Genomic DNA, 23,033 nt, shown 5'->3' on the forward strand with positions numbered 1-23,033 from the left:
ATGATCAAGAATTATCTGAAGTACAATTTTTTTTTGGTTGTCAACCTGTTAAACCTATCATCATTATCGGCTCAGAACAACGATAATTCTTCGTTCCTACTTAAGGATTCTTTGATTTTGGCAAGACACAACGAAAGTCTTTCCTTTAATATCTTCCAAGTGAAACAATGGAAATTTTCTATAGAAGACAATCCTGAGTTTGCTAATCCGGATTTTGATGATTCCAGTTGGCCGAGTAGTAACATCGAAGGTTTTATGGATTCTCTTTCTTCAGTCATGGCATGGGATCAATTTGTATGGCTCCGGTTGACCATCCAAACTGATTCTTCATTTTATGCGCTTCCGTGGTGGATTTATTATTATTCGGTTTCCCCAGGTGAAATATATTTAGATGGTAAATTGCTGACAGCTTTTGGCCATCCTTCCCCTGATAGTAAAGCAGAAGTCTCGCCTGTATTTTATGCAAATGAGCCGCCTTTTGTCATGCTTCCTATTTTAGAAAAAAAGGAAAAAATAGTTTTAGCAATCCGTTGGTCAGCGCACAAGACCATCAAGATCAGCAAGATGTTTCCTGGGACTTTCAAAGAATATGGACCAAATGTGGTTTTAAAGTCAACAGATTTTGCTCCTACATGGTATGATGATATCAATCAATCCTACCTGCGTGTTTTTTTTGGGGCAGGATTACTTTTACTTGTAATGGCCATACAGGCGTTCAGCTGGTGGTACACCGGAAACAGCCTGAACAGAGGAATCTTTTTTGTTTCCCTTTTTTTATTGATCCATTTATTTGTTTCGCATCCCCATATCTTTGGATACTCTGTCAACAGCATTTTGATTGATACATTGTTGTTTAATCCTTTGTTTCTTTTACTATTTATGTTTTTCCCATGGTTGGCTTCTTCCATGCTTGGACTTCCTTTTCCATTAAGCAATCAGAAATTCATCATGCTGATTGTCATTGCCCTAAGCTCGTTAATTGTAACTGTCCTTTTTGTAGGCACTACTTCTTGGGGATATTGGGTTTTATATCTTGGAATTATGGCTATTTCTCTTGGTTGGTTAATACAAATAATCGTCAAGGCCTATAAACTGAAAATTAAATATCGGGGTATTGTAGCCCTGACTTATATAACACCAATTGGCATAGTGCTGTTGGCTTTTACCATTCAAGTGCTTGGAAACTACTTTAACTTTGATTTAAATAGTTTTCTTCAAGAAAACAATTTGTTCACTCTATTGATAATTTCAGTATATGTAGCGATTCCTGTTTTGACCACTTTCTACATCGCAAGACAAAACATTGACTTGCTGAGCAATTTATCTTTCATGGTCAAGGAGCGAACCTATGATCTGGAAAAGTCATTGGACGAACTGAAATCTACTCAAGCCCAATTGATTCAGTCTGAGAAAATGGCATCGCTTGGAGAGCTCACCTCTGGCATTGCCCATGAGATACAGAATCCGCTTAATTTTGTGAATAATTTTTCGGAGGTAAGTTCAGAGTTGATGGAAGAAGTAAAAAGTGAAAGGTTAAAGGTCGAAGGTGAAAGGGACGAAAGTATTGAAGCCGAGTTGCTAAATGATGTAGCTCAAAATCTGGAAAAGATCAATTACCATGGCAAGCGGGCTGATGCGATAGTGAAGAGCATGCTGGAACATAGCAAAACCGGTTCCGGGACAAAAGAACTGACCGATATCAATGCTTTGGCAGTGGAATATCTGAACCTTGCCTACCAAAGTTTTAAATCCAAAAATACAGGTATTGATATTGAACTAATCACAGACTTTGATCCATCACTACCAAAAATAGAACTGGTCCGACCCGAAATCGGCAAGGTATTGTTGAATATCCTGAATAATGCATTCTACGCCTGTACTTTAAATTCCCACAGTACTGACCCTTCAAAATTCGACATTCAAAATTCGACATTCGATATTCAAAAAAAACCTCAAGTCACTCTTTCCACCAAAAATTCAGGAAATGCCATTAAGATATCGATAAGCGACACCGGCCCCGGTATTCCCGATGCCATCAAAGCCAAAGTCTTTCAGCCTTTCTTTACCACAAAACCTACTGGACAGGGAACGGGGCTGGGGCTGAGTCTGAGTTATGATATAGTGAAGGCGCATGGTGGGGAAATCACATTGAGGAGCGAGGCGGGAAATGAAACGGAATTTTTTATCAAACTTCCTGTTAAAGCACCATCATATTGATTCCAAAAAGATTTTTTCGAAATTTACTTGGAGGGGAGGACCTCAGAATAAAATAAGGGATAAGCTTACCATTGACATAAAAGCTGTAGGTAAAAATCTATGAATGGGGTAAATTTGATTATAAGGGGTTTAAAAAGCCCAATAAGTCATTTTCCAAAAATCTTCGCCTATGTCAAATAACCTGAAAATCTCCTACCTTAGTTCTTTCGATTGGCTTCCAAATCGGTTCTCCTTTCTCCAAATCCACTGGCTTTGGATTTTTCTTTTGCTGATTTGGACTGCCTGTGACTCTTCCTCAGAAAAAATAGAAGTTGGTGATACGGATATTGCTGGGGTGGTGACAGGTCCAAATGGACCGGAAGCCGGTGTTTGGGTAATTGCTGAAACCTTTGATTTGCCTACCCGATATGCCAAAATCGTGGTTACGGATGATCAGGGAAGGTTTCTTATCCCTGAATTGCCTTCAGCAAACTACTCCCTTTGGGTGCGAGGATATGGACTGGTTGATTCTCCAAAAAAACAGGTGACACCCGGGAAAAACATAGATCTGGAAGCTGTGCTTGCCCCTGATCCTCAGGCGGCCGCATTTTATTATCCCGGAGGTTACTGGTTTTCACTGTTGCGTGCCCCCGAGCAAATCGATTTTCCAGGCACAGGACCTGATGGAAATGGCTTTTCTCCCAATATCAAAACCCGTGCAGACTTTGTCAGAAACATCAAATCAGGTAATTGTATGGCTTGCCACCAAATGGGCAGTATAGGCACCAGAGAAATACCTGATAACCTTGGAGATTTCGATTCATCCGTAGAAGCTTGGGAACGCAGGCTTCAATCGGGACAGGCTGGTGCCAGTATGATTGGAGGAGTAAACCATTTAGGCAGAGATGGGGTGCTGAAAATGTTTGCAGATTGGACGGATCGGATCGAGGAGGGTGAAATACCGGAAACCCCTCCCAGGCCTCAAGGTTTAGAAAGAAATGTGGTCATCACCCAATGGGACTGGGCTGATCCCAAAGCCTACCTCCATGATGTGGTTTCCACTGACCGGAGGAACCCCACCTTAAATGCCAACGGGCCGGTGTATGGGGCCCTTGAAGCCAGTGCGGATTATTTGCCCGTTCTTGATCCTTCCAGTCATGAATCCAGCCAAGTGCCCTTGACCGTAAGAGATCCCAAAACTCCAATAGCGGCCGGAACTGATGTGGCAGCCTCTTCTCCCTATTGGGGTGATGAAGCCATCTGGACCAGTCAGGCCAATGTACACAACCCCATGTTCGACGACAAAGGTAAGGTGTGGATCACGGCAGCTGTCAGACCATTTGAAAATCCGTCTTTTTGTTTGGAAGGATCCGACCATCCTTCTGCCAAAGCATTCCCCCTCGGCAGGTCAAGCCGGCACTTGGGTGTCTATGATCCCAAGACGGATGAATACAAACACATCAGCACCTGTTACAGTACCCACCATCTGATGTTTGCAGAAGATGAAAACAACACGCTGTGGACAAGCGGCGGAGGTCAGGTCATCGGATGGCTGGATACCAAAATGTACGAGGAAACAGGAGATGAAGAGGCCTCCCAAGGCTGGACTCCATTGATTTTGGATACCAACGGCAATGGAAAAAGAGATGAGTATGTCGAACCCGATCAACCCACCGATCCCGATAAAGATAAACGCATTTCTAAAGGCTTGTATGCTGTTTCTCCAGCACCGGATGGTTCTGTTTGGGGTTCTTCATTGGGATATCCCGGTGCCGTGATCAGATTGGAGCCCGGTTCCAATCCTGTGGAAACAGCTTTGGTAGAGTACTATGAACTACCACTGGATGAATCCGGAAATCCGATTGAGGGATACTCTCCAAGAGGCATGGATGTAGACCGCAATGGGGTGGCATGGGTAGCTTTGGCAAGCGGACATATGGCCAGTTTTGACAGGAAGAAATGCAATGGACCCCTCAATGGTCCGGAGGCTACCGGTCAACATTGCCCTGAGGGATGGACTTTTTATACCGAACCCCTGCCACAGTTGCAAGGGCTGGAGGAATCGGGCAGCGCAGAATCCAGCTATTACACTTGGGTAGATCAATTCAACACCTTGGGTCTTGGAGAAAATATTCCCATCAATACAGGAAATGGCTCAGAGGGCCTTCTTGCACTTAAGGACGGTGAATGGGTCATCCTAAGGGTTCCCTATCCTTTGGGTTTTTATACCAAATGGATGGACGGCCGCATTGATGATCCTGATGCCGGCTGGAAGGGAAGAGGAATCTGGGCCACGATCAGCACGCGAACCCCCTTTCATATGGAAGGTGGAAAAGGAACCACAAGCAAGGTATATCATTTTCAGCTAAGACCTGATCCTCTGGCGAGATAAGGTTTGTTTTAGGTTTAGATTGAAGTTTTTCCTGTTGCTACCTTGTTTCAGATAAAATCTAACTTAATGGCATAGCATTCTCTATGATTAAAAATTGTAGACAACATTTGGCTTTAAATTCAAAATTGTCGTTCGTTATTCAAACGAAACCTTTTCATTTACTCAAAACCTAACTTAACTTTGAGACATGACCGATAAAGCCAAACCAATCTTCGAAAAAAGGATTTTCTGGGATGTGGATTTTGATCACATCGATTACGATGTCAAATTTAGATTTGTCATAGAACGCGTCTTCGAACGCGGGGATGTGGAGGACATCAGAAATTGCAGGCGGTACTATGGTGACGAAAAAATTTCTGCGGTATTATTGAGTGCAAAGTTTCTTTCCGAAGTCACCATGTACCTTGCAAGTGCTGTGATAAGTAAAACAGTCACTGAATTTAGATGTTTCAAACTCAGACAGTCGAACCCGGAACTTTTTCCATATTAAAAGCACTCATGCAAATTCCCCAACTAAATGAATTTTCATTGGTTAGAGGAACAGCATTATCTCTTTTATTTGGGCATAGGACATCGATTGATTGAGAATTTTTTTCAGACCAAGCTTTTGAAAATTTTTCAGTTCTCGATCAGACTTTTGTCAATGATTTTCATGTAAGAACAAATAATCCCCGGGTAGGCGTTTTTTGCCTTATCAAAAATGTCAAAGAAGATATCGTCAGACACCCCCACCCCATGATTCGTCCCGTAAAGGAAATTGAAGGCATCAGGTTTTTTTCAGATGAGAATATCATTGCGATGAAAGTTCAGGCCGTATTGGGTAGGGCCAGAAAAAAAGACTTTTGGGACATTGCACAGCTTTTGGAAATAAACACAGTGGCGGATTTTGTCAGGTATCACAGGGAAAAATACAGCACCCAAAACTTACTGATCACCGTTCCCCAAGCCATCGCCTATTTCGCCCAAGCAGAAGAGGATGAAAATCCACTCAGCCTAAAAGGGCAGACCTGGGAATCGATCCAAAAAGTCATTCAGGAAAAAGTCAGGTTGTATTTGATCTAATCAGCCCTTTAATTTTTGCTAAAAATTTCCTACATTCAGTATTCATCCGAAGAAAACTGTGCATGAAAAGGATAAAAATTGAAATCAAATGGGCCATTGTTTTTTTCTTGGTCACATTAGTCTGGATGTTGGGAGAAAGGTTGTTTGGGCTTCATGACGAACACATTGATCAGCATTTGGTGTACACCAATTTTTTTGCCATCCCTGCCATAGCGGTTTATGTATTTGCTTTATTGGATAAGCGAAAAAACCATTATCAGGGATACATGACTTACATACAGGGGTTCAGGTGTGGAATCATCCTCACACTTTTGGTCACCCTGTTGAGTCCACTTGCCCAGATTTTGACCAGTCTATGGATCACTCCGCACTATTTTGAAAATGCCATTCAATTTGCCGTTTCAGAAAACAAGATGGAAGAAACAGAAGCCAGAAATTATTTTTCACTGTCGAATTACATCATTCAAGGGGTAATAGGCGCACCTTTGATGGGCCTGTTTACTTCACTGATTGTGGCCTTATTTACCCGAAAAGAACCCAAAATTCTTAATTCAGCCTGACGAGAGCTAAAGCAATCTTTATAGGTTAAAAAGGAAGGATAGATTATATGATTTATCCTATTCCTTAAAATTTCTAAATTTTTAGGAAGTTCCTTAATTAGGAAGTGTCAGGGTTGGGAAATGTCAAATATTATTTTGTAAATTGGAAATTGGACCCTTCAAACGATAAATAATGAAAGTAATTTCCAGTCAAGTGTTCGTTTTCGTACTTTTTCAGCTTTTGTTCATCCAATCCCTACTAGCAATCGATCCAAGTAACACAAGGTTGCTTTCAGAACCAGCCGTCAGTAAAGATCAGATTGCCTTCATTTATGCCTCCGACCTATGGGTAGCCCGGAAGGACGGATCTAATCCCCGAAGGATGACAGCTGACCAAGGCATGGTGTCCAATCCCGTATTTTCTCCAGATGGTAGTATGATAGCCTTCAATGCACAATATGATGGGAATTGGGATGTTTTTGTGGTGCCATCTAAAGGTGGAGTCCCCAAAAGGCTTACCTGGCATCCCTACCCTGATTTGGTGAGGGGCTTTACACCGGATGGCAAATCGGTTCTCTTTGCCTCACAGCGAGAGGTGTTTACCAATCGTTACACCAAACTCTACACCGTTGACATAGATACTGGTAAAGAAACTGCCCTTCCGGTTCCCAATGCCTTTTGGGCAACCTACAGTTCAGATGGAAAATACCTTGCCTATACCCCTCTTGGCGATCGTTTTGGCCAATGGAAAAATTACCGGGGAGGCACCATGACGCGGATCTGGCTCTACAATGTGGAAAACCATGCCGTAACCGAAATCCCTAAACCTGAAACCGGCAGCAATGACACCCAACCGGTTTGGATGGATGGAAAGGTTTACTTCAGAAGCGACCGGGACGGGGAGTTTAACTTATACAGTTTTGACCCCGAAACACGGGAGGTTCAAAAACATACCGATTTTGAGGATTTTCATGTGGCGAATATCGGCGCATCTGATTCCGAAATCATTTTTGAACAAGCGGGTTATCTCCACATCTTGTCCGCCAATCAAACCAAACCGCGTCAACTGAGCGTTGGGATCGCTACAGATTTGCTGGAACACCGCCCCAGGTTTGTTTCGGGCAGTAAATATGTCAGAAGTGCCCATATCTCCCCTTCCGGTGCCAGAATGGTGGTGGATTTCAGGGGCGAAATCATTACGGTGCCAGCAAAAAAAGGAGATCCATTGAACCTAACCCAAACCCCGGGAGCCCATGAAAAAAACCCTGCATGGTCTCATGACGGTAAACGAATAGCCTTCTTATCGGATGCTTCCGGAGAGTATGCCCTGCACATCCAAAACCAAGATGGTCAGGGAGACATAAAACGGATTGGACTGGATGGCGCTGGATTTTATGCCTACCTGCATTGGTCACCGGATGACAAATACATTTGTTTGGTGGACAACAGCCGTAGCCTCTTTGTGATAGATACCAACAGTGGCATATCCACCAAGATTGCTTCTGACGCGGTTTATGTCCCCGGGGTTTTCCGGGAATTGTTTGGCAGCTGGTCTGCTGATGGGGCTTGGATCGCTTATACTGTCCTGACTCCGACCAACTTTGAGCAAGCCTATGTTTACTCGGTCAAGGAAAACAAATCCTATCCCATTTCCGACGGACTTTCCAATGTGACCCACCCTATGTTTGATCCGAGTGGGAAATACCTGTATCTCTTGGCTTCTACCGATGCTGGCCCGGTGGTCAATTGGTTTGACCTGTCCAATCAAGACATGAACTACAGCAATACGGTATATTTGGTCACACTTCAGAAAGAAGTCAAATCCCCATTGCCTAAAGAAAATGATGAGGAAAAAGCCGAGCAAAAAGAAGTGGCTAAAGTTGAGGGGGTGAAGCCAGTCAGGATAGATTTTGATGGACTGCAAAACAGGATATTGAACATCCCCATATCTGCCGGCAGGTACAGTCAGTTGCAGGTTCCCAAAGAAGGCAAACTGTATTACCTTGCCCAATCAATGGACAACGGTAAAAGCATGTTGCATCACTATGATTTGGAGAAGCGGAAGGAAGAGCCCATCATGCCCGCTGACAACTTTATCATCGCCTCCCAAGGGGATAAAATGCTCTACCAAAGTCAAGGCAAGTGGGGGATCACAGAGACTGGAAAAAAACCAGACAATGATAACTTGGTCAATTTAGACCAAATTGAAGTCAAAATTGATCCTTTGAGGGAATGGCCCAATATATTTGAAGAAGCGTGGCGGGTGAATAGGGATTATTTTTATGACCCGGGGATGCATGGGGCTGATTGGGAGGCCATGAAGGAAAAATACAAAGTTTTTATCCCTGACCTGGCAACCAAATCAGACCTTTACCGGGTCATGGAGTGGATGTTCAGTGAGCTGGCTGTAGGTCACCATCGCTTCAGCAGCCGGGGAGATGACCTTTTTTCTTCAAAAAATGTGAAAGGTGGATTACTGGGCGCAGATTATGAAATCTCCAACAACAGGTACCGGATCAAGAAAATCTATGGTGGACTGAACTGGACCCCTGAACTGCGTTCTCCGCTTACCGAACCGGGAGTAGACATCAATGAGGGAGATTTTATCTTGGAAGTCAATGGTAAGCCGTTGACAGCCTCTGATAATTTCTACAGCTTTTTTGAAAACACGGCTGATAAGTTGACTGTATTGACTGTAAATTCCAAGCCTGAACTGGCAGGTTCCCGTAAAGTCACTGTAACTCCCCTAGCATCAGAGATGGCACTGAGAAACAGAGATTGGGTGGAAGGAAACATGGCAAAAGTACACCAAGCCACCAATGGAAGGGTTGCCTATGTTTATGTACCCAATACCACGACATTGGGTCACGAATATTTCAAAAGGTATTTTTTCCCCCAGGCAGATAAAGAAGCCATCATCATTGATGAAAGGTTCAACGGAGGTGGTCAATTGGCGGATTACTACATCGACATTTTAAAAAGACCTGTGCAGTCTTATTGGAATTACCGGTATGGGAAAGACCAAAAGGCGCCAAATGCCTCCATTCAGGGACCAAAAGTGATGCTTATCGATGAAACTGCCGGTTCCGGAGGGGATTACCTCCCCTATCTATTCCGGCAAGCTGAACTTGGAACCATCGTTGGCAAAACCACCTGGGGTGGTTTAGTTGGCGTACTTGGATTTCCCGAGTTCATAGATGGTGGAAGCGTAACTGCCCCTAACTTGGCCTTTTATGATGAAAGGGGTTTTGTGATCGAAAACGAAGGAGTGGAGCCGGATATTGAGGTGGAACAATGGCCTGCGGAAGTCATCCAAGGCAAAGATCCCCAATTGGAAAAGGCTATCGAACTGATCCTCGAGCAATTGGAAGCCGAACCTAAAGAAAAAATGGAAACCCCACCCTATCCTAAAAGGGTAAGGCCATAATCTATTGTTTATAATATTTTGAATTTACTTATTAAAATAAAAAGTTGAATACTTCCGTCCATTTTTTTTCATCCATGAAAAAGCGATTTCAAAAAATCTGGGGCTGGATTAAGGCAAAAACCTTATTGGTCAAACCTGGGACTAATGCAATCAAAGGGGCTGCTTGGGGATTGGCTTTGCTTACCTTAGTCATCTATCTGCTGTTCATAACAATTTTCACATTTGCAGTCGGAGATCCATGGATTCTGGTACTTGCTTTTGGGATTTTAGTAATTGCGGTTTTGTTTGCCTTTATAGGTCGGTGGATATTTAAGCTACTGCTCTCCTTTCCTAAAGCATTGATCTTGGCCCTGCTCTTCTCCATACCCCTTTGGTTGGTTTCATTTCCTCTTCAGCTGGTCATTATAGTGACTGTTTTATGGGTGGGATTGTTGCTGGGGGCCGCTTATGGAGTTTTTAAATATACTGGCTATTCTAATCTGACCCGACCAAAGAAATCTATCCTTCTGATTGGATTGGTGCTTGGAATTTCCGGTTTACTCGCCGTATTGTATTTTTACCAATTGAGAGGGATTGAAATGGATCCACCTACCAATGCGGCGCTTTATGCGGATTCTGAAATTCAACCTTTACCAATTGATTCTCCTGCCGAACAGGGGCCTTATGCTATCAGTACTTTGAATTACGGCAGTGGAGAAGATAAGCACCGCATTGAGTTCGGGGAAAGCGCAGACCTCAAAACAAGCGCAGTCAATGGTTTGCCGTTTATAGACAACTGGAAAGGCATCAGTGGATGGTGGAGAGAAAAATATTGGGGTTTTGATGAAAGTAACCTGCCATTGAATGGTCGGGTTTGGTATCCGGAGGGTGATGGTCCTTTTCCCTTGGTCTTAATCGTCCATGGTAACCACCTGATGCAGGATTTTTCAGACCCGGGCTATGCCTATTTGGGCGAGTTATTGGCTTCTCAGGGCATGATTTTGGTATCTGTGGATCAGAATTTCATCAATGCTTCCTGGTCAAATATTTTTGGGAGCTTGGAAAAGGAAAATGATGCCAGAGCTTGGTTGTTGTTGGAGCACTTGAAACTATGGAAGCATTGGAAAGAACAGGCGGAACATCCCTTGTTTCAAAAAGCGGATTTGGAGAACATTGCCTTGATCGGACATTCAAGAGGCGGAGAAGCAGTGGCACATGCCGCACTTTTCAATACGCTGCCCTACTATCCGGATGATGCGTCCGTGGCATTTGATTATAACTTTTCTATACAATCCATTGTAGCCATTGCCCCGGTAGATGGACAATACATGCCGAGTGATCGTAAAACAAGCCTTGAAGACCTTAACTATTTTGTTTTGCATGGCTCACAGGATGCAGATGTCACCTCCTACTTGGGCGCTCAGCAATACCATCGGATAAATTTTAAAGACAGAGATACCTACCATTTCAAATCAGGGCTATATATCTATGGCGCTAACCATGGACAGTTCAACACCTCTTGGGGAAACAATGACGTAGGCACCCCGTTTTTGGGCCTACTCAATCTCCAGCAACTCATGTCCGGTGAATCTCAACGGAATATTGCCAAAGTGTACATCAGTGCTTTCCTTCAAAATACCTTGATGGATAAAATGGAATATCTGCCCCTATTCAAGGATGCACGGTATGGGAAAAATTGGCTTCCAGAAACGGTTTACCTGAGCCAGTTTGAGGACTCACAAACCCAATACATCTGTGATTTTGAAGAAGATTTTGACCTAAGTACTACAACGCTCGATCAAGGAAAAATAGACGCTAAAAACCTTACCGTTTGGAAAGAAAAAGAGCTTAGTCTCAAATGGGGTAAAATGGGAACAAAAGCAGCCGTGTTGGGCTGGCATTACGAAGCGGCATTGAAAGATTCCACCGCTCTGAAATCCATAGGCCCTGATTTTCCGGATTCCCTGATAGCCAATTATACCATTTTATTGGATACAGGATTCAACGCGCTAAAATCGAATGACTTATTGGTTTTTTCATTGGCTGAATCTACCGAAGAAAGCAATCCCAAAAGTCAAGGAAAATGGGTAAAAGCCAAAGAGAAAGAAAACGAGAAAGAGAAAAATGAACCTGAAAAAGACGATTTAAAAACCAAGGCAGACAAAGTAGACAAAGATGAAAAACCAAAAAAACATCCCATAGACTTTTCAATCGAATTGGAAGATTTTGAAGGTCAAAAAATCAGATTCCCGCTCAGCAACTATGCTGCCCTTCAAAACCAATTGGAAGTAGCCATCTGGAAATCGGATTTTATCAAGGGGGACAAACAATCAGAAATGGTATTTCAAAATTTCATTTTTGATTTCGAAAAGTTAAATAGCATAAATCCTGAATTTAATCCTAACCGTTTGGGCGTGATCCGCTTTGTGTTTGACAAAAGTCCCAAAGGAGTGATCATTCTAGACAACCTGGGTTGGATGAAACCCTTTCCTGAGGAAGAGTTTTCTGATGATGGATAACATTAACCTAAGCACCTCTATATTTTTAAATAATTGAATTCCCAAATCTTAAAATCCATACACCATGCAACTCATTATTAAAAACCTCTCCAAAACCTATCCCAATGGGGTGAAAGCCCTGAATGACATCAGCTTAACGATTCCACAGGGCATGTTTGGCTTACTAGGACCCAATGGTGCGGGCAAATCCACCCTGATGCGGACCATTGCCACTTTACAGGATGCAGATTCCGGCAGTATCATGCTGGATGACTTGGATGTCTTGGCCAACAAGCAGGCCATCCGGGAAAGACTAGGCTATCTTCCACAGGACTTCGGGCTTTATCCCCGGATCAGTGCGGAAGTGATGCTAAACCACATTGCTCAAATGAAAGGTGTAAATGATAAGTCGGACCGCAAATATCTGGTCGAAAGCCTGTTGACAAAAGTTAACCTCTACAAAGACAGAAAAAAGGCATTGGGTACTTTTTCCGGTGGGATGCGTCAACGGTTTGGAATCGCCCAGGCCTTGGCGGGCAACCCTTCTCTTATCATTGTGGATGAACCTACGGCCGGTCTTGATCCTTCAGAACGTAACAGGTTTTACAACCTCCTCAGTGAGTTGGGCGAAAATACCATCGTCATCCTTTCAACCCACATTGTGGAAGATGTAAGTACGCTTTGTTCCAGAATGGCCATCATTTGCGAAGGGGAATTGTTGATGGAAGGAAAACCCAGGGAAGGGATAGAGGCTATTCAGGGAAGGATATACCAAAAGACCATCCGAAAAGATGAGTTGGAGCAATATAGACACGAATATCAGGTGATTTCTACCAAATTGATCGAAGGCAATCTGAGCATGCGCGTGGAAAGCCCGGAAATGCTGGACGGAGGGTTTGTGCTCGCCAATGCAGACTTGGAAGATGTGTATTTCAGCCATATTTCCAGAAAAGTAGATCCCATCACCATTTGATCCCCTGAATTATGTTTTGGAATATTTTCACTTTCGAACTTCGCTACCGATTCACCAGACCTGCCACCTACATATACTTTGCGGTATTGTTTATCGTAGCGTTTTTGCTTATTGCTTCAGGAAATACGCCTGCCTCAGAAAAAGTCTATCACAACAGCCCCATCAACATCGCTGAGCTTCAGTTGATTTTCTCGATTTTTGGGATCCTGATTGCCTCAGCAGTGATGGGTGTGCCCATTTATAGGGATTTGGAACACAAAACGGGCACTTTCCTCTTCAGCTACCCCATCAGCAAAACTGCCTATTTTATGGGTCGTTTTTGGGGCTCCTTTGTGACCCTGCTGTTTATTTCCTTGGGAACTCTTTTTGGTATTTATCTGGGAAGCATCCTAGGCCCTGCTACGGGATGGACAGAGGCGGTAAGGTATGGTCCCAACCATTTGGTCCATTACTTTCAGCCTTGGTTGACCATGGTGGTGCCCAATTTATGGTTGGCAGGAAGCCTCTTCTTTGCCCTGATTGTCTTCACTCGCAACATCAAGTCCATCTATTCGGGTGGCATTGTTTTGTTTATTGCCTACCTCTTGGCCAATTTTCTTTCCCAAGACGTTGAAAATAAAGATCTGGTTCAATTGCTGGATCCATTTGGTCTCAATACCTTCGATTACCAGACCAGATACCTAACTCCATTTGAACAGAATAATTTTCTTTTGTCCATCACAGGAAATCTTTTGCTCAACAGGTTACTATGGACAGCCCTGGGTATCGTATTTTTTCTGGCCGCATATTTCAGGTTCAGCTTCAAACAGTTTTTTCAGATCAACCAATCCAAAAGTAAAAAATCAGACAAAGTAGAGGTTTTTTCTGAAGACAGGGGAAGAAAAATAGCCAGTGATTTCTCAAGAAAATACCAACTTAGCAGCCTAATTACCCTTACAAAAATCGAAGTAGCTAACATTGTGAAAGATGTCTATTTTAGGTCCATTTTGTTGGGCGGATTGATATTTTTGGTTTTGGATTTTTGGATAGGTCAGACCTTATTCAGTGTACCTAATTTTCCTGTTACCTCCGTTCTGATGGAATTCAAGGGTTATGATTACAATCTATTTGTCTTTATCATTCTGGTCTTTTTCACAGGAGAAACCCTGCACCGCAACAAATCCACCGGATATGCCATCATCAGTGACACCTTTCCGGTAAAAGATGGCGTTGTGATTGCCTCCAAGTTTCTAGGAATTGCGTTAATCTGTGTCATTTTGTCTGCGATTCCCATCTTGGTGGGCGTAATCATCCAGACTTTGAAAGGCTATTTTCAATATGATTTTTACACCTATTTTGTAGATAGTTTTCTGATTGCCTTACCCGACACCCTGCAGATGGTCATGTTGGTTTTTGCGGTGCACTTGTTGGTCAACAATAAATTTGCCGGTCATGCTGCCGCAATCGGGGTTTGGTTGGTGATGATCATTTTGCGGAATTTTGCCGAATTTGATTTCAACCTCTTTTTCTATTCCTATAAACCCAACTACATGTGGTCGGAAATGAATGGGTTGGGTCACTTTGGCAAACCCTTGTTTTGGTTCAATATCTATTGGACAGCCTTTGGGCTGTTTCTTATTTTGTTTTTCAGTATCTTTTTTACCAGAGGTGTAGAAGATTCCTTTAAAAGCCGATGGAAAGCAGCCAGACAAAAACTGGGAAAACCTGCTACACTTTTATCTTATGGCTTTTTGGCCTTGGCCATTGGTTCAGCAGCATATATTTACAAAAATGTAGCCTATACCAATACGTATCTTACCAATAAAGAAAATGACAAACGGCAGGCTGAATATGAGAAACAACTCAAAAAATATGAATACCTGCCCCAGCCGAAGGTCATCGCGGTAAAAATGAATGCAGACATTTTTCCCGAAGACCGGAACGCCTACTTCAGCGCTGAGGTGCGACTCGTCAACAAGACGGATGAACCCATAGACTCCATTCACCTCAGCAGCCAAACCATGAGTAGTTTTCATTTGCACTATGAAGGTCAAAAACTTAATTATAGGGCTCCTTTGGTTCTAGAACCTGCAAAGATGCAGTGGATCAAAAAAAGAAAACCGAAAGACAACTACAGGATTTACCCCCTACCCAAAACCATGCAACCCGGGGATACCTTGGATGTCCAAATCACCGGAAGCATGATCAATAGAGGTTTTCCCAACAGCGGTTATGGCAGGGAACTGGTTCATAATGGCACTTTCATAGGAGGAAGTTTGCCTTCCATCGGATACAATTCCAACGGAGAGCTTTCCAGCGATGAGAAAAGAAGGAAATACGGATTACCGGAAAAGGACCAGGACTTGCCACCACATGATGACGAATACGGGAGAAATACCCTATTGTTTGCCAAGGAAGCTGACTTCATTCAGTTCGAGGCAGTATTGAGCACCTCTGTCAATCAGATTGCAGTGGCACCGGGCTATTTGCAAAAAGAATGGATTGAAGATGATCGGCGTTATTTCCACTATGTGCAGGACACCCCTATCCAATACTTCTTCAACATCGTATCTGCTGAATATGAGGTAATGCAAGATAAAATTATGTTGGCGGATGGAAATGAAGTGAATTTGGAGATCTTCCACCACCCACAACATACAGCCAACCTTGACCGATTCATGGCAGCCTACAAAGATGGCCTGGAATATTTCTCCGAAGCGTACAGCCCTTTTCAGTATAGGCAGATGCGCCTGTTGGAATTTCCTAGGTATGCCGGATTTGCCCAGTCCTTTCCCAATACGGTGCCTTTTTCCGAGAGTTTTGGGTGGATTGCCAATTTCAGTGATCCCAATGCTTTTGATTATGTCTATTTTGTCACTGCCCATGAACTGGCCCACCAATGGTGGGGACATCAGGTGGTACCCAATTATACAAGAGGTTCCAATTTGATCTCTGAGGCCTTGGCAGAATACTCTGCGCTTATCCTTACAGAAAGGGCTTATGGAAGTGACAACATGAAACGCTTTTTGAAAGATGAGTTGGATAAATATTTAAGCGGAAGGTCCAACGAAGGCAAAAAGGAAAATGTTTTCATCAATTGTAACCGACCTTATCAATGGTATTACAAAGGGTCGTTGATACTGTATGCCTTGCGGGATTATATAGGAGATACGGCTATGGACAGTGCCTTGAGAGGTTTTGCAGACGAATTTGCCATGAGACAGGACCCTCCCTTTCCTGGAAGCCCTGATTTGCTCAGGCACCTGGCAGCCCATACACCTGATAGCTTAGCCTATTACTTGGATGACACCTGGCATAAAATCACGCTTTATGAAAACAAAGCAGTAGATGCGGAGGCCAAAAAAGCTGAAAATGGAGAATATCTAGTCACATTAAATTTCAAATCACAAAAAATCTATGCAGACAGCTTAGGCATGGAAACTCCCGCAACCTATGATGGGGATTACATTGATATTGGGATTTTTGCCAAAGAGGACAAGGATGAAAACGGCAGAAACCGAACCAATCCCCTGTACCTTCAAAAACACAAGATCAAACCCGGAGAACATACCCTGACCATTCCAGTAAAAGGTGAACCGATAAAAGCAGGCATAGATCCCTACAACAAACTCATCGACCGAGTTCCGGATGACAATGTGGTCAATGTGTCTATCTTATAAAAAATGAAAAATCATGAAAATTAGAAATTTCAGTTCCATATTATCCCTAATGTTATGTTTGCTCATCGTCACTGATGGGCTGACGCAAGTAAAGTCCAATTTGGAATTACTGGATCTCTTTGACATGGAGTATGTATCCGATCCACAGATTTCACCGGATGGCAGCAAGATCATCTATGTCCGCAATTTCAAAGATGTAATGACAGACAGGGATCTATCCAATCTGTGGATGGTCAATTTTGACGGAAGCCAAAACAGACCACTTACCACAGGAAACCAAAGGGACTTTATGCCCAAATGGTCACCGGATGGGAGTAAAATTGTCTTCAAGTCCAACAAACAGGACGAAAAGGTCAAGCTCTTTTTGATGTGGATGGATACCAAAGAGTCGATGCCATTGACCAATACCCCTCAGGCACCCGGTCAGGTGGCCTGGTCTGCTGACGGACAACAACTGGCTTTCAATATGTTTGTTCCTTCCGCCAAAGCCTCAGCCATTAAAATGCCCTCCAAACCTGAAGGGGCTCAATGGAATACAGATCCCATCTATATCAATGACATGAATTACCGGTCAGATGGTGCAGGTTACCTCAAAGGAGGACATACTCAGCTGTTTACCATTGGGCTCGATGGTGGCACTCCCCGACAATTGACATTTTCGGAGTTTAACCATGGGGCCCCTATTTGGTCAAAGGATGCCAACCACCTTTACTTCTCAGCCAACCTGCATGAAAAGCATGAGTTGGAACCGATAAATACCGAAATCTACAGGTTAAATCTGGCTGATGGGGAAATCCAGGCCTTGACCAGTCGTTTTGGGCCGGATAGCAATCCTGTCTTGTCACCGGATGGGAGCAAAATAGCCTTTTTGGGATTTGATGACAGCTTCCAGGGATATCAGGTTACTGAGTTGTATGTAATGAATACAGATGGCACAGGTCTTCAAAAGCTCGCTTCAGCCCTTGACAGAGATGTGGAGGGCATCCAATGGGAAGGCAACAACCGGGGTATTTACTTTCAATACAATGATCTGGGAGATACCAAAATCGGGCATGTTGCCCTTACCGGAAAAGTCAGGGACATCACGGATGGGCTTGGGGGAATGGAATTGGGCAGGCCCTACAATGCTTCCGCCTTTAGCGTGTCCACCAACAACCGGTTTGCCTATACCTTGGGAGGAACAGACCACCCTGCCGATCTTGCTACTTGGAGTGGTGGGAATGTCAACCGGATTACCCGGTTAAATGATGACCTTTTTTCTTTCCGTAAATTGGGAAAGGTGGAAGAAATATGGTGGGAATCTTCCCACGACCAAAGAAAAATCCAAGGCTGGGTGGTCACTCCACCTGACTTTGATCCCAATAAAAAATACCCCTTGATTCTGGAAATTCACGGCGGACCTTTTGCCATGTACGGTTCTGTCTTTTCAGCCGAAATCCAACTCTTTGCCACGGCAGGTTATGTGGTGCTTTACACCAACCCCCGAGGTAGCACGGGATATGGACAGGAATTTGGCAATCTGATCCATCACAACTATCCCAGCGAGGATTATGATGACCTGATGTCCGGAGTGGATGCTGTACTGGAAAAGGGTTATGTGGATTCAGAGCAGCTTTTTGTCACTGGAGGAAGCGGAGGTGGACTTCTGAGTGCATGGATTATAGGCAAGACGGACCGCTTCAGTGCGGCAGTGGTTGCCAAGCCCGTAATCAATTGGTACAGCCATGTGCTTTATGCTGATGCGCCGGCTTTCTTTTACCGCTATTGGTTCCCTAGTAAGCCTTGGGAAGATCCTGCACATTACATGAACCGCTCCCCTATTTCTTTGGTAGGTAATGTCAAAACGCCTACCATGTTGCTTACGGGAGAACAGGATTTCAGAACACCCATAGGGGAATCAGAACAGTATTATGCGGCTTTAAAAATCCAGGAAGTGGAATCAGCCTTGGTCCGGATCCCCAATTCCTCCCATGCCCTCGCCGATCGGCCCAGTATGCTGGTGGCCAAGGTAGCGGCTATTTTGACATGGTTTGATAGGTATCGGAAGGAGTAGTAGGGATTAGGGGATGTAGTTGGGTCAATGATTGCCTTCATTGACCCGGTTTTTCTTAATCATAAAAGCATTTTAGGTGATTTGTCTTGTGAGAATGTAATGATTACATCAGCCAAATTTCATTTTAATAGGAATATCAAGTTTTCTCTAATTTGGAAGTTTACAACTTTTCTAAATTTGTCCACTTTAATTTTTTGGCTAGTTGATATTGGCATTTTATGTTTATATCCTCTGTTACTTTTTCCTTGATGAAAAAGTAACCCCTGACAGCCGTGCAGCAGGCTGGAAAAAATCAAGCCTGGAAAAATCCTTCCGCACACAAGACCCGACGCACCCTCAGTTTTCCGGCAACCCAACGCGCCTCATATGGGACGATTTTCACAAATAATAAATTAAAGAGAGTAAATTATGTTCGGATAAATTCTCCCCACATTTAATTTTTACCGAGAACTTTCCAAGGTAACCCAAATATGATTTTGTTGGTTTGTTTTACCAATACCTAAAAATGGTCCATAAAATTTTATAGCCTGCACCAAAAACCCCTTTGAGGGTGCCGCTGACTTTGGATACGCCGATTCTTTGTCGGTAATCTACCGGGACCTCTGTGGTTTTGAGTCCGGCTTTTGCTGCTTTGATCTGCATCTCTATGGTCCAACCGTAATTTTCGTCCACCATACCCAATGCCTCTAGTTTGTCCCATTTAATGGCTCTAAAAGGTCCCAGATCAGTGTAAGTTGTCTTGTAGATCCTCCGCATCAAGGAAGTAGCCAGCCAGTTTCCGAAAACCTGCGGGAAGGTCATGGAGCCTTTTTCCTTCTGCCCCCTTGCACGTGAACCGATCACCATATCAAATCCCCCTTTCTGAATGGGCTTGATCAAGTCTAAAAGTTGCTCAGGATGATCACTGTAATCCGCATCCACAAATACCACCACATCAGGCTGCGGGGAAAGGCTTCGGAGGTAGGCCATCCCCGTTAGGCAGGCTTTCCCATAGCCTTGCTGAGGTTCATCCACCACAATGGCTCCTGCTGCTTGGGCCTGTCTTTTTGTATCATCTTTGGAGTTGTTGTTCACCACAATGATGTGCCTGACCACCTTGGGCAGATCTTTAACCACTTTTCCAACAGCATTTTCTTCATTGAAGGCCGGAATGATGACATCGATGATGGGAACTGGGTATTGCGAATGATCTATAGGCAGCATTCAGGAAACGAGGTAAATTATGATTGAAAATGAAGTAAAGTCATGCTTTTCCGTAACTTCTGAAAGACTCCCAACTGACCAGACTGAAGCCTACTGCCAGCATCAGGTGGAAGACCAGCATCTCATAGGTTTGGGTATAAAAAGACAGCATCACCATAATCGTAAACACCAGAGCAAGAGTAGCTTCTGCATAAGTCGTTAAAGGAATTTTAGAAATATGGTAGGTGTTCTTCGCCCAAGATGGATTGAGCGTGGAAAGGTTGTATTTCGGGGTCCGGATAAAGGGGGATTTTTTGCCGCTTAATCCTTCCCAAACCGCTTGGGCATTGTGAACAGCCAAGCCCATAGAAACGGATAAAAATAGGGGCAGTTCCCAGAAAAATCTAACATAACCCTTCCAGGAATAAGCTACCAAACTCAGGTTTGCAAAGAAATAGACCAAAGCGATGATCACGAATCCTACCAAAAAAACCGCAGCACCCTGAAAGTAGCTTTCTGGGATCCAGTTCATGTAAAAGGCCAACCAAACCGGAATACTACTCAAACTGACGATCAATACAGCAATGAAAATGACAGCATTCAAAAGATGCGCCGTAGCATGCAGTTTGGTTTTAAGGCCAAATGGTTTTTTAAGTACGTTTCCGAGATGCTTGGCGGCACATTCTGCACCTCCTTTGGTCCACCTGAATTGCTGGGATTTGATCGCCGACATCACCGGGGGTAGTTCTGCCGGGGATTGGATGTCCGGTCGGTATATAAATTGCCAGCCCAATTGCTGTGCACGGTAACTCAGGTCAAGGTCTTCGGTCAAGGTATCGTCTTGCCAATTTCCTGCTTCAAAGATGCATGATTTGCGCCAAATGCCTCCTGTACCATTGAAATTGATAAAAACGCCCTGTTCATTTCTGCCCATTTGTTCTACCATAAAGTGGGCGTCCAAAGCAAAAGCCTGTAACCGCGTCAATATGGAATACCCTTCGTTGAGGTGGGTCCAACGGGTCTGCACCATACCTACCTTGGGATTGGTAAAATGCCCGACGGTCTTTAACAAAAACTCCGGATCCGGCACAAAATCAGCATCGAAGATAGCTATCAGATCACCGTTTGCCTGTTCCAAACCCTCCCTAAGAGCCCCAGCTTTATATCCGACTCTGTTTTTCCTATGGATGTATTTGAAATTTACCTCCGGATACTTTAAAATTTCTTGGGTGATAAGTTCCCCGGTTTCATCTGTGCTGTCATCCAAAATCTGAATTTCAAGTTTTTCTTTGGGGTACCGAAAAAGTGACACCGCCGCTATCAGTCGGCCTACCACATATTTTTCGTTGTATATCGGCAATTGAACCGTCACTTTAGGCAAATCTTCCCATGCAGGTATAGGATAAGCACATTTTTTGTTTTTGAAGCGGAAAAAATGATAAAGCAGGTGGGCTTGGGCAAAACTGTAAAAAAGGATAAACAGCATCGCCAAAACGTAAATCAATAGAAAGAAATAAATCAAAAGCATTAGTTTTTTACCGTAATGGAATCATTTCCTATGATGATCGGCAAGTCATTGACTCGCCCTTTTTCGGGCCCGTTTTCCAGTTTTAATACCCCTCTTGGACACACCGCTGCACACACTCCGCAACCCACACAGGATGCCCTGACAATATTTTGCCCTCGCTGTGCATACCACCTTACATCTATGCCCATTTCACAATAGGTAGAACAATTTCCACAGGAAATACACTGTCCTCCGTTGGTGGTGATGCGGAAGCGGGATTTGAAACGCTGCACAATACCCAAGTAAGCCGCAAGGGGACATCCAAAACGGCACCAAACCCGGTTGCCCATTAAGGGATAAAAACCCGTTCCTATAACTCCTGCAAAAGCCGATCCAATGGCAAATCCATAAAACGAATGTAATTGGTTTGTGGCATTTCCCAATAAACCAAAGCCTGAAAAATAATTGGCAATGGTCACTGCCGTCATCACCACCGCCAATACCAACACTCCATGCACCATGTAACGTTCAACTTGCCAAGCTTTTAGGGATTTATCGGATAATTGCCGGTAAGGATCTCCTAGGGTTTCAGCCAGTCCTCCACAACCACAGACCCAAGAGCAATACCACCTTTTGCCGTAGAAATAGGTTAACAAAGGAACCCCGATGACAATCAAGATGATTCCCCATACCAACATAAACATGCCTATGGCTCCACTACTGAGCATGCCTTCCATTCGGTAATCGTAAAAGAAGGAATAGTCTAAAGGCCATATGTTTTTAAAATCATGCCAGGGTTTGTTGAGCAGCACCATGATTTCGGGAATCAAAAAAGCGAAGGAAATTTGAAAAAACATCACCGATGCCGTACGTAAAGTCTGGTATTTGTTGCCTCTGTACTTTCGAAACATGCGGATTCCCATGACCAAAATGGCCAAAGTGTACATCAGTCCATATAAAAACCATTGGGTCGCAGGATTACCGGACAAACCCATACTGATGGGGTCCACCATCCAGACCAAATTGGTCATGTACTCAGGAAACCAATACAAAATGATATAGAAAAGGATTAGGTAGGTTCCTGTGATGATTCCCAAAACCCCTCTTGATTTCATCGAAGAATGATAGATACCGTCATTTTTTATACCTTCAGGTTGATGCCTGTAAAGCGGGAAAATATAAAGCAGGGCCCCAATTACTGAAGCAAAAATAGAAATACCAAGAAACAGAAAAGGCTGGTTTTTCACCTCACTTTTCGTAGATGCTTTTGTCAAGGCAAAAGCATAGTCATCCCATATCACCTCATCCCAGGCTTCCTTTTCTTTCAGTTCTCCATTGAACTGGTCAAAATAGTTTCTGTAATCGCTGACAAAGGCAAAGTTGGAAAAATAGGTTTTCCCATACATGGGTTGTAAAATATCGAGGAGAATTTCCTGATGCTCTTCCTTAACGGTGTCAGCAACCATTTCCTTTTCCAATTGATAGGACCCCAGAAAAGGAATGATAGAGAATATCGCAAGTCCAAGAACAAAGATGGCCAAGCCTATTATTTGTATGTTTTTCATG

At 43.6% G+C, this 23,033-nt stretch carries 13 protein-coding genes; 10 read left to right on the forward strand and 3 right to left on the reverse strand.

Annotated features, from left to right (window positions below; all coding sequences use genetic code 11):
• Nucleotides 1–159 precede the first annotated feature (159 nt).
• The 10 genes from H1A14_RS23330 (at nt 160) to H1A14_RS09025 (ending at nt 18,778) form a co-directional block, all read left to right on the forward strand.
• The gene (locus H1A14_RS23330; protein WP_317174864.1) at nt 160–2,217 is read left to right on the forward strand and encodes a sensor histidine kinase; all 2,058 of its coding nucleotides are present in this window, start codon (nt 160–162) and stop codon (nt 2,215–2,217) included.
• 169 nt (nt 2,218–2,386) lie between these two features.
• Entirely contained in the window at nt 2,387–4,588 is a 2,202-nt protein-coding gene (locus H1A14_RS08985) for a carboxypeptidase-like regulatory domain-containing protein (protein ID WP_194775898.1), read from the forward strand.
• 187 nt (nt 4,589–4,775) lie between these two features.
• A complete protein-coding gene (locus H1A14_RS08990) occupies nt 4,776–5,078 on the forward strand; it encodes a DUF6922 domain-containing protein (RefSeq protein WP_194775899.1) in 303 nt (100 codons plus the stop codon).
• A gap of 245 nt (nt 5,079–5,323) precedes the next feature.
• Nucleotides 5,324–5,650, forward strand: a complete 327-nt coding sequence (locus H1A14_RS08995) for a nucleotidyl transferase AbiEii/AbiGii toxin family protein (RefSeq protein ID WP_194775900.1) — start codon at nt 5,324–5,326, stop codon at nt 5,648–5,650.
• Between the two features lie 62 nt (nt 5,651–5,712).
• Nucleotides 5,713–6,210, forward strand: a complete 498-nt coding sequence (locus tag H1A14_RS09000) for a DUF4199 domain-containing protein (RefSeq protein ID WP_194775901.1) — start codon at nt 5,713–5,715, stop codon at nt 6,208–6,210.
• Between the two features lie 172 nt (nt 6,211–6,382).
• Nucleotides 6,383–9,616 (forward strand): S41 family peptidase, encoded by a 3,234-nt coding sequence (locus H1A14_RS09005; protein ID WP_194775902.1) that lies wholly within the window; start codon nt 6,383–6,385, stop codon nt 9,614–9,616.
• A gap of 74 nt (nt 9,617–9,690) precedes the next feature.
• On the forward strand, nt 9,691–12,114 hold the full coding sequence (locus tag H1A14_RS09010; RefSeq protein WP_194775903.1) for a poly(ethylene terephthalate) hydrolase family protein: 2,424 nt from the start codon (nt 9,691–9,693) through the stop codon (nt 12,112–12,114).
• A 64-nt stretch (nt 12,115–12,178) separates the two neighbouring features.
• On the forward strand, nt 12,179–13,066 hold the full coding sequence (locus H1A14_RS09015; RefSeq protein ID WP_194775904.1) for an ABC transporter ATP-binding protein: 888 nt from the start codon (nt 12,179–12,181) through the stop codon (nt 13,064–13,066).
• Nucleotides 13,067–13,077: 11 nt separating this feature from the next.
• A complete protein-coding gene (locus tag H1A14_RS09020) occupies nt 13,078–16,725 on the forward strand; it encodes an ABC transporter permease/M1 family aminopeptidase (RefSeq protein WP_194775905.1) in 3,648 nt (1,215 codons plus the stop codon).
• Between the two features lie 13 nt (nt 16,726–16,738).
• Nucleotides 16,739–18,778, forward strand: a complete 2,040-nt coding sequence (locus tag H1A14_RS09025) for a S9 family peptidase (RefSeq protein WP_194775906.1) — start codon at nt 16,739–16,741, stop codon at nt 18,776–18,778.
• A gap of 489 nt (nt 18,779–19,267) precedes the next feature.
• Here the strand turns inward: H1A14_RS09025 and H1A14_RS09030 are convergent, their stop codons facing one another.
• From H1A14_RS09030 to H1A14_RS09040, 3 genes are read right to left on the reverse strand one after another with little or no spacing between them, the layout of a single operon-like run.
• Nucleotides 19,268–19,981 (reverse strand): glycosyltransferase family 2 protein, encoded by a 714-nt coding sequence (locus H1A14_RS09030; protein WP_194775907.1) that lies wholly within the window; start codon nt 19,979–19,981, stop codon nt 19,268–19,270.
• A 40-nt stretch (nt 19,982–20,021) separates the two neighbouring features.
• Nucleotides 20,022–21,488 (reverse strand): cellulose synthase family protein, encoded by a 1,467-nt coding sequence (locus H1A14_RS09035; RefSeq protein WP_194775908.1) that lies wholly within the window; start codon nt 21,486–21,488, stop codon nt 20,022–20,024.
• Nucleotides 21,488–23,032: a 4Fe-4S binding protein gene (locus tag H1A14_RS09040; protein ID WP_194775909.1), complete on the reverse strand. Its 1,545-nt coding sequence runs from the start codon at nt 23,030–23,032 to the stop codon at nt 21,488–21,490. The genes H1A14_RS09035 and H1A14_RS09040 overlap by 1 nt, the downstream gene beginning before the upstream one ends.
• Between the last annotated feature and the right edge of the window lies 1 nt (nt 23,033).

The organism is Pararhodonellum marinum (assembly GCF_015354735.1).
In the GTDB taxonomy this organism is placed as follows: Bacteria; Bacteroidota; Bacteroidia; order Cytophagales; family Cyclobacteriaceae; genus Pararhodonellum; species Pararhodonellum marinum.

Coding starts and splice junctions, on each gene's coding strand:
- H1A14_RS08985 (WP_194775898.1), top strand. CDS start 2,387: ATGTCAAATAACCTGAAAATCTCCTACCTTAGTTCTTTCGATTGGCTT.
- H1A14_RS08990 (WP_194775899.1), top strand. CDS start 4,776: ATGACCGATAAAGCCAAACCAATCTTCGAAAAAAGGATTTTCTGGGAT.
- H1A14_RS08995 (WP_194775900.1), top strand. CDS start 5,324: ATGATTCGTCCCGTAAAGGAAATTGAAGGCATCAGGTTTTTTTCAGAT.
- H1A14_RS09000 (WP_194775901.1), top strand. CDS start 5,713: ATGAAAAGGATAAAAATTGAAATCAAATGGGCCATTGTTTTTTTCTTG.
- H1A14_RS09005 (WP_194775902.1), top strand. CDS start 6,383: ATGAAAGTAATTTCCAGTCAAGTGTTCGTTTTCGTACTTTTTCAGCTT.
- H1A14_RS09010 (WP_194775903.1), top strand. CDS start 9,691: ATGAAAAAGCGATTTCAAAAAATCTGGGGCTGGATTAAGGCAAAAACC.
- H1A14_RS09015 (WP_194775904.1), top strand. CDS start 12,179: ATGCAACTCATTATTAAAAACCTCTCCAAAACCTATCCCAATGGGGTG.
- H1A14_RS09020 (WP_194775905.1), top strand. CDS start 13,078: ATGTTTTGGAATATTTTCACTTTCGAACTTCGCTACCGATTCACCAGA.
- H1A14_RS09025 (WP_194775906.1), top strand. CDS start 16,739: ATGAAAATTAGAAATTTCAGTTCCATATTATCCCTAATGTTATGTTTG.
- H1A14_RS09030 (WP_194775907.1), bottom strand. CDS start 19,981: ATGCTGCCTATAGATCATTCGCAATACCCAGTTCCCATCATCGATGTC.
- H1A14_RS09035 (WP_194775908.1), bottom strand. CDS start 21,488: ATGCTTTTGATTTATTTCTTTCTATTGATTTACGTTTTGGCGATGCTG.
- H1A14_RS09040 (WP_194775909.1), bottom strand. CDS start 23,032: ATGAAAAACATACAAATAATAGGCTTGGCCATCTTTGTTCTTGGACTT.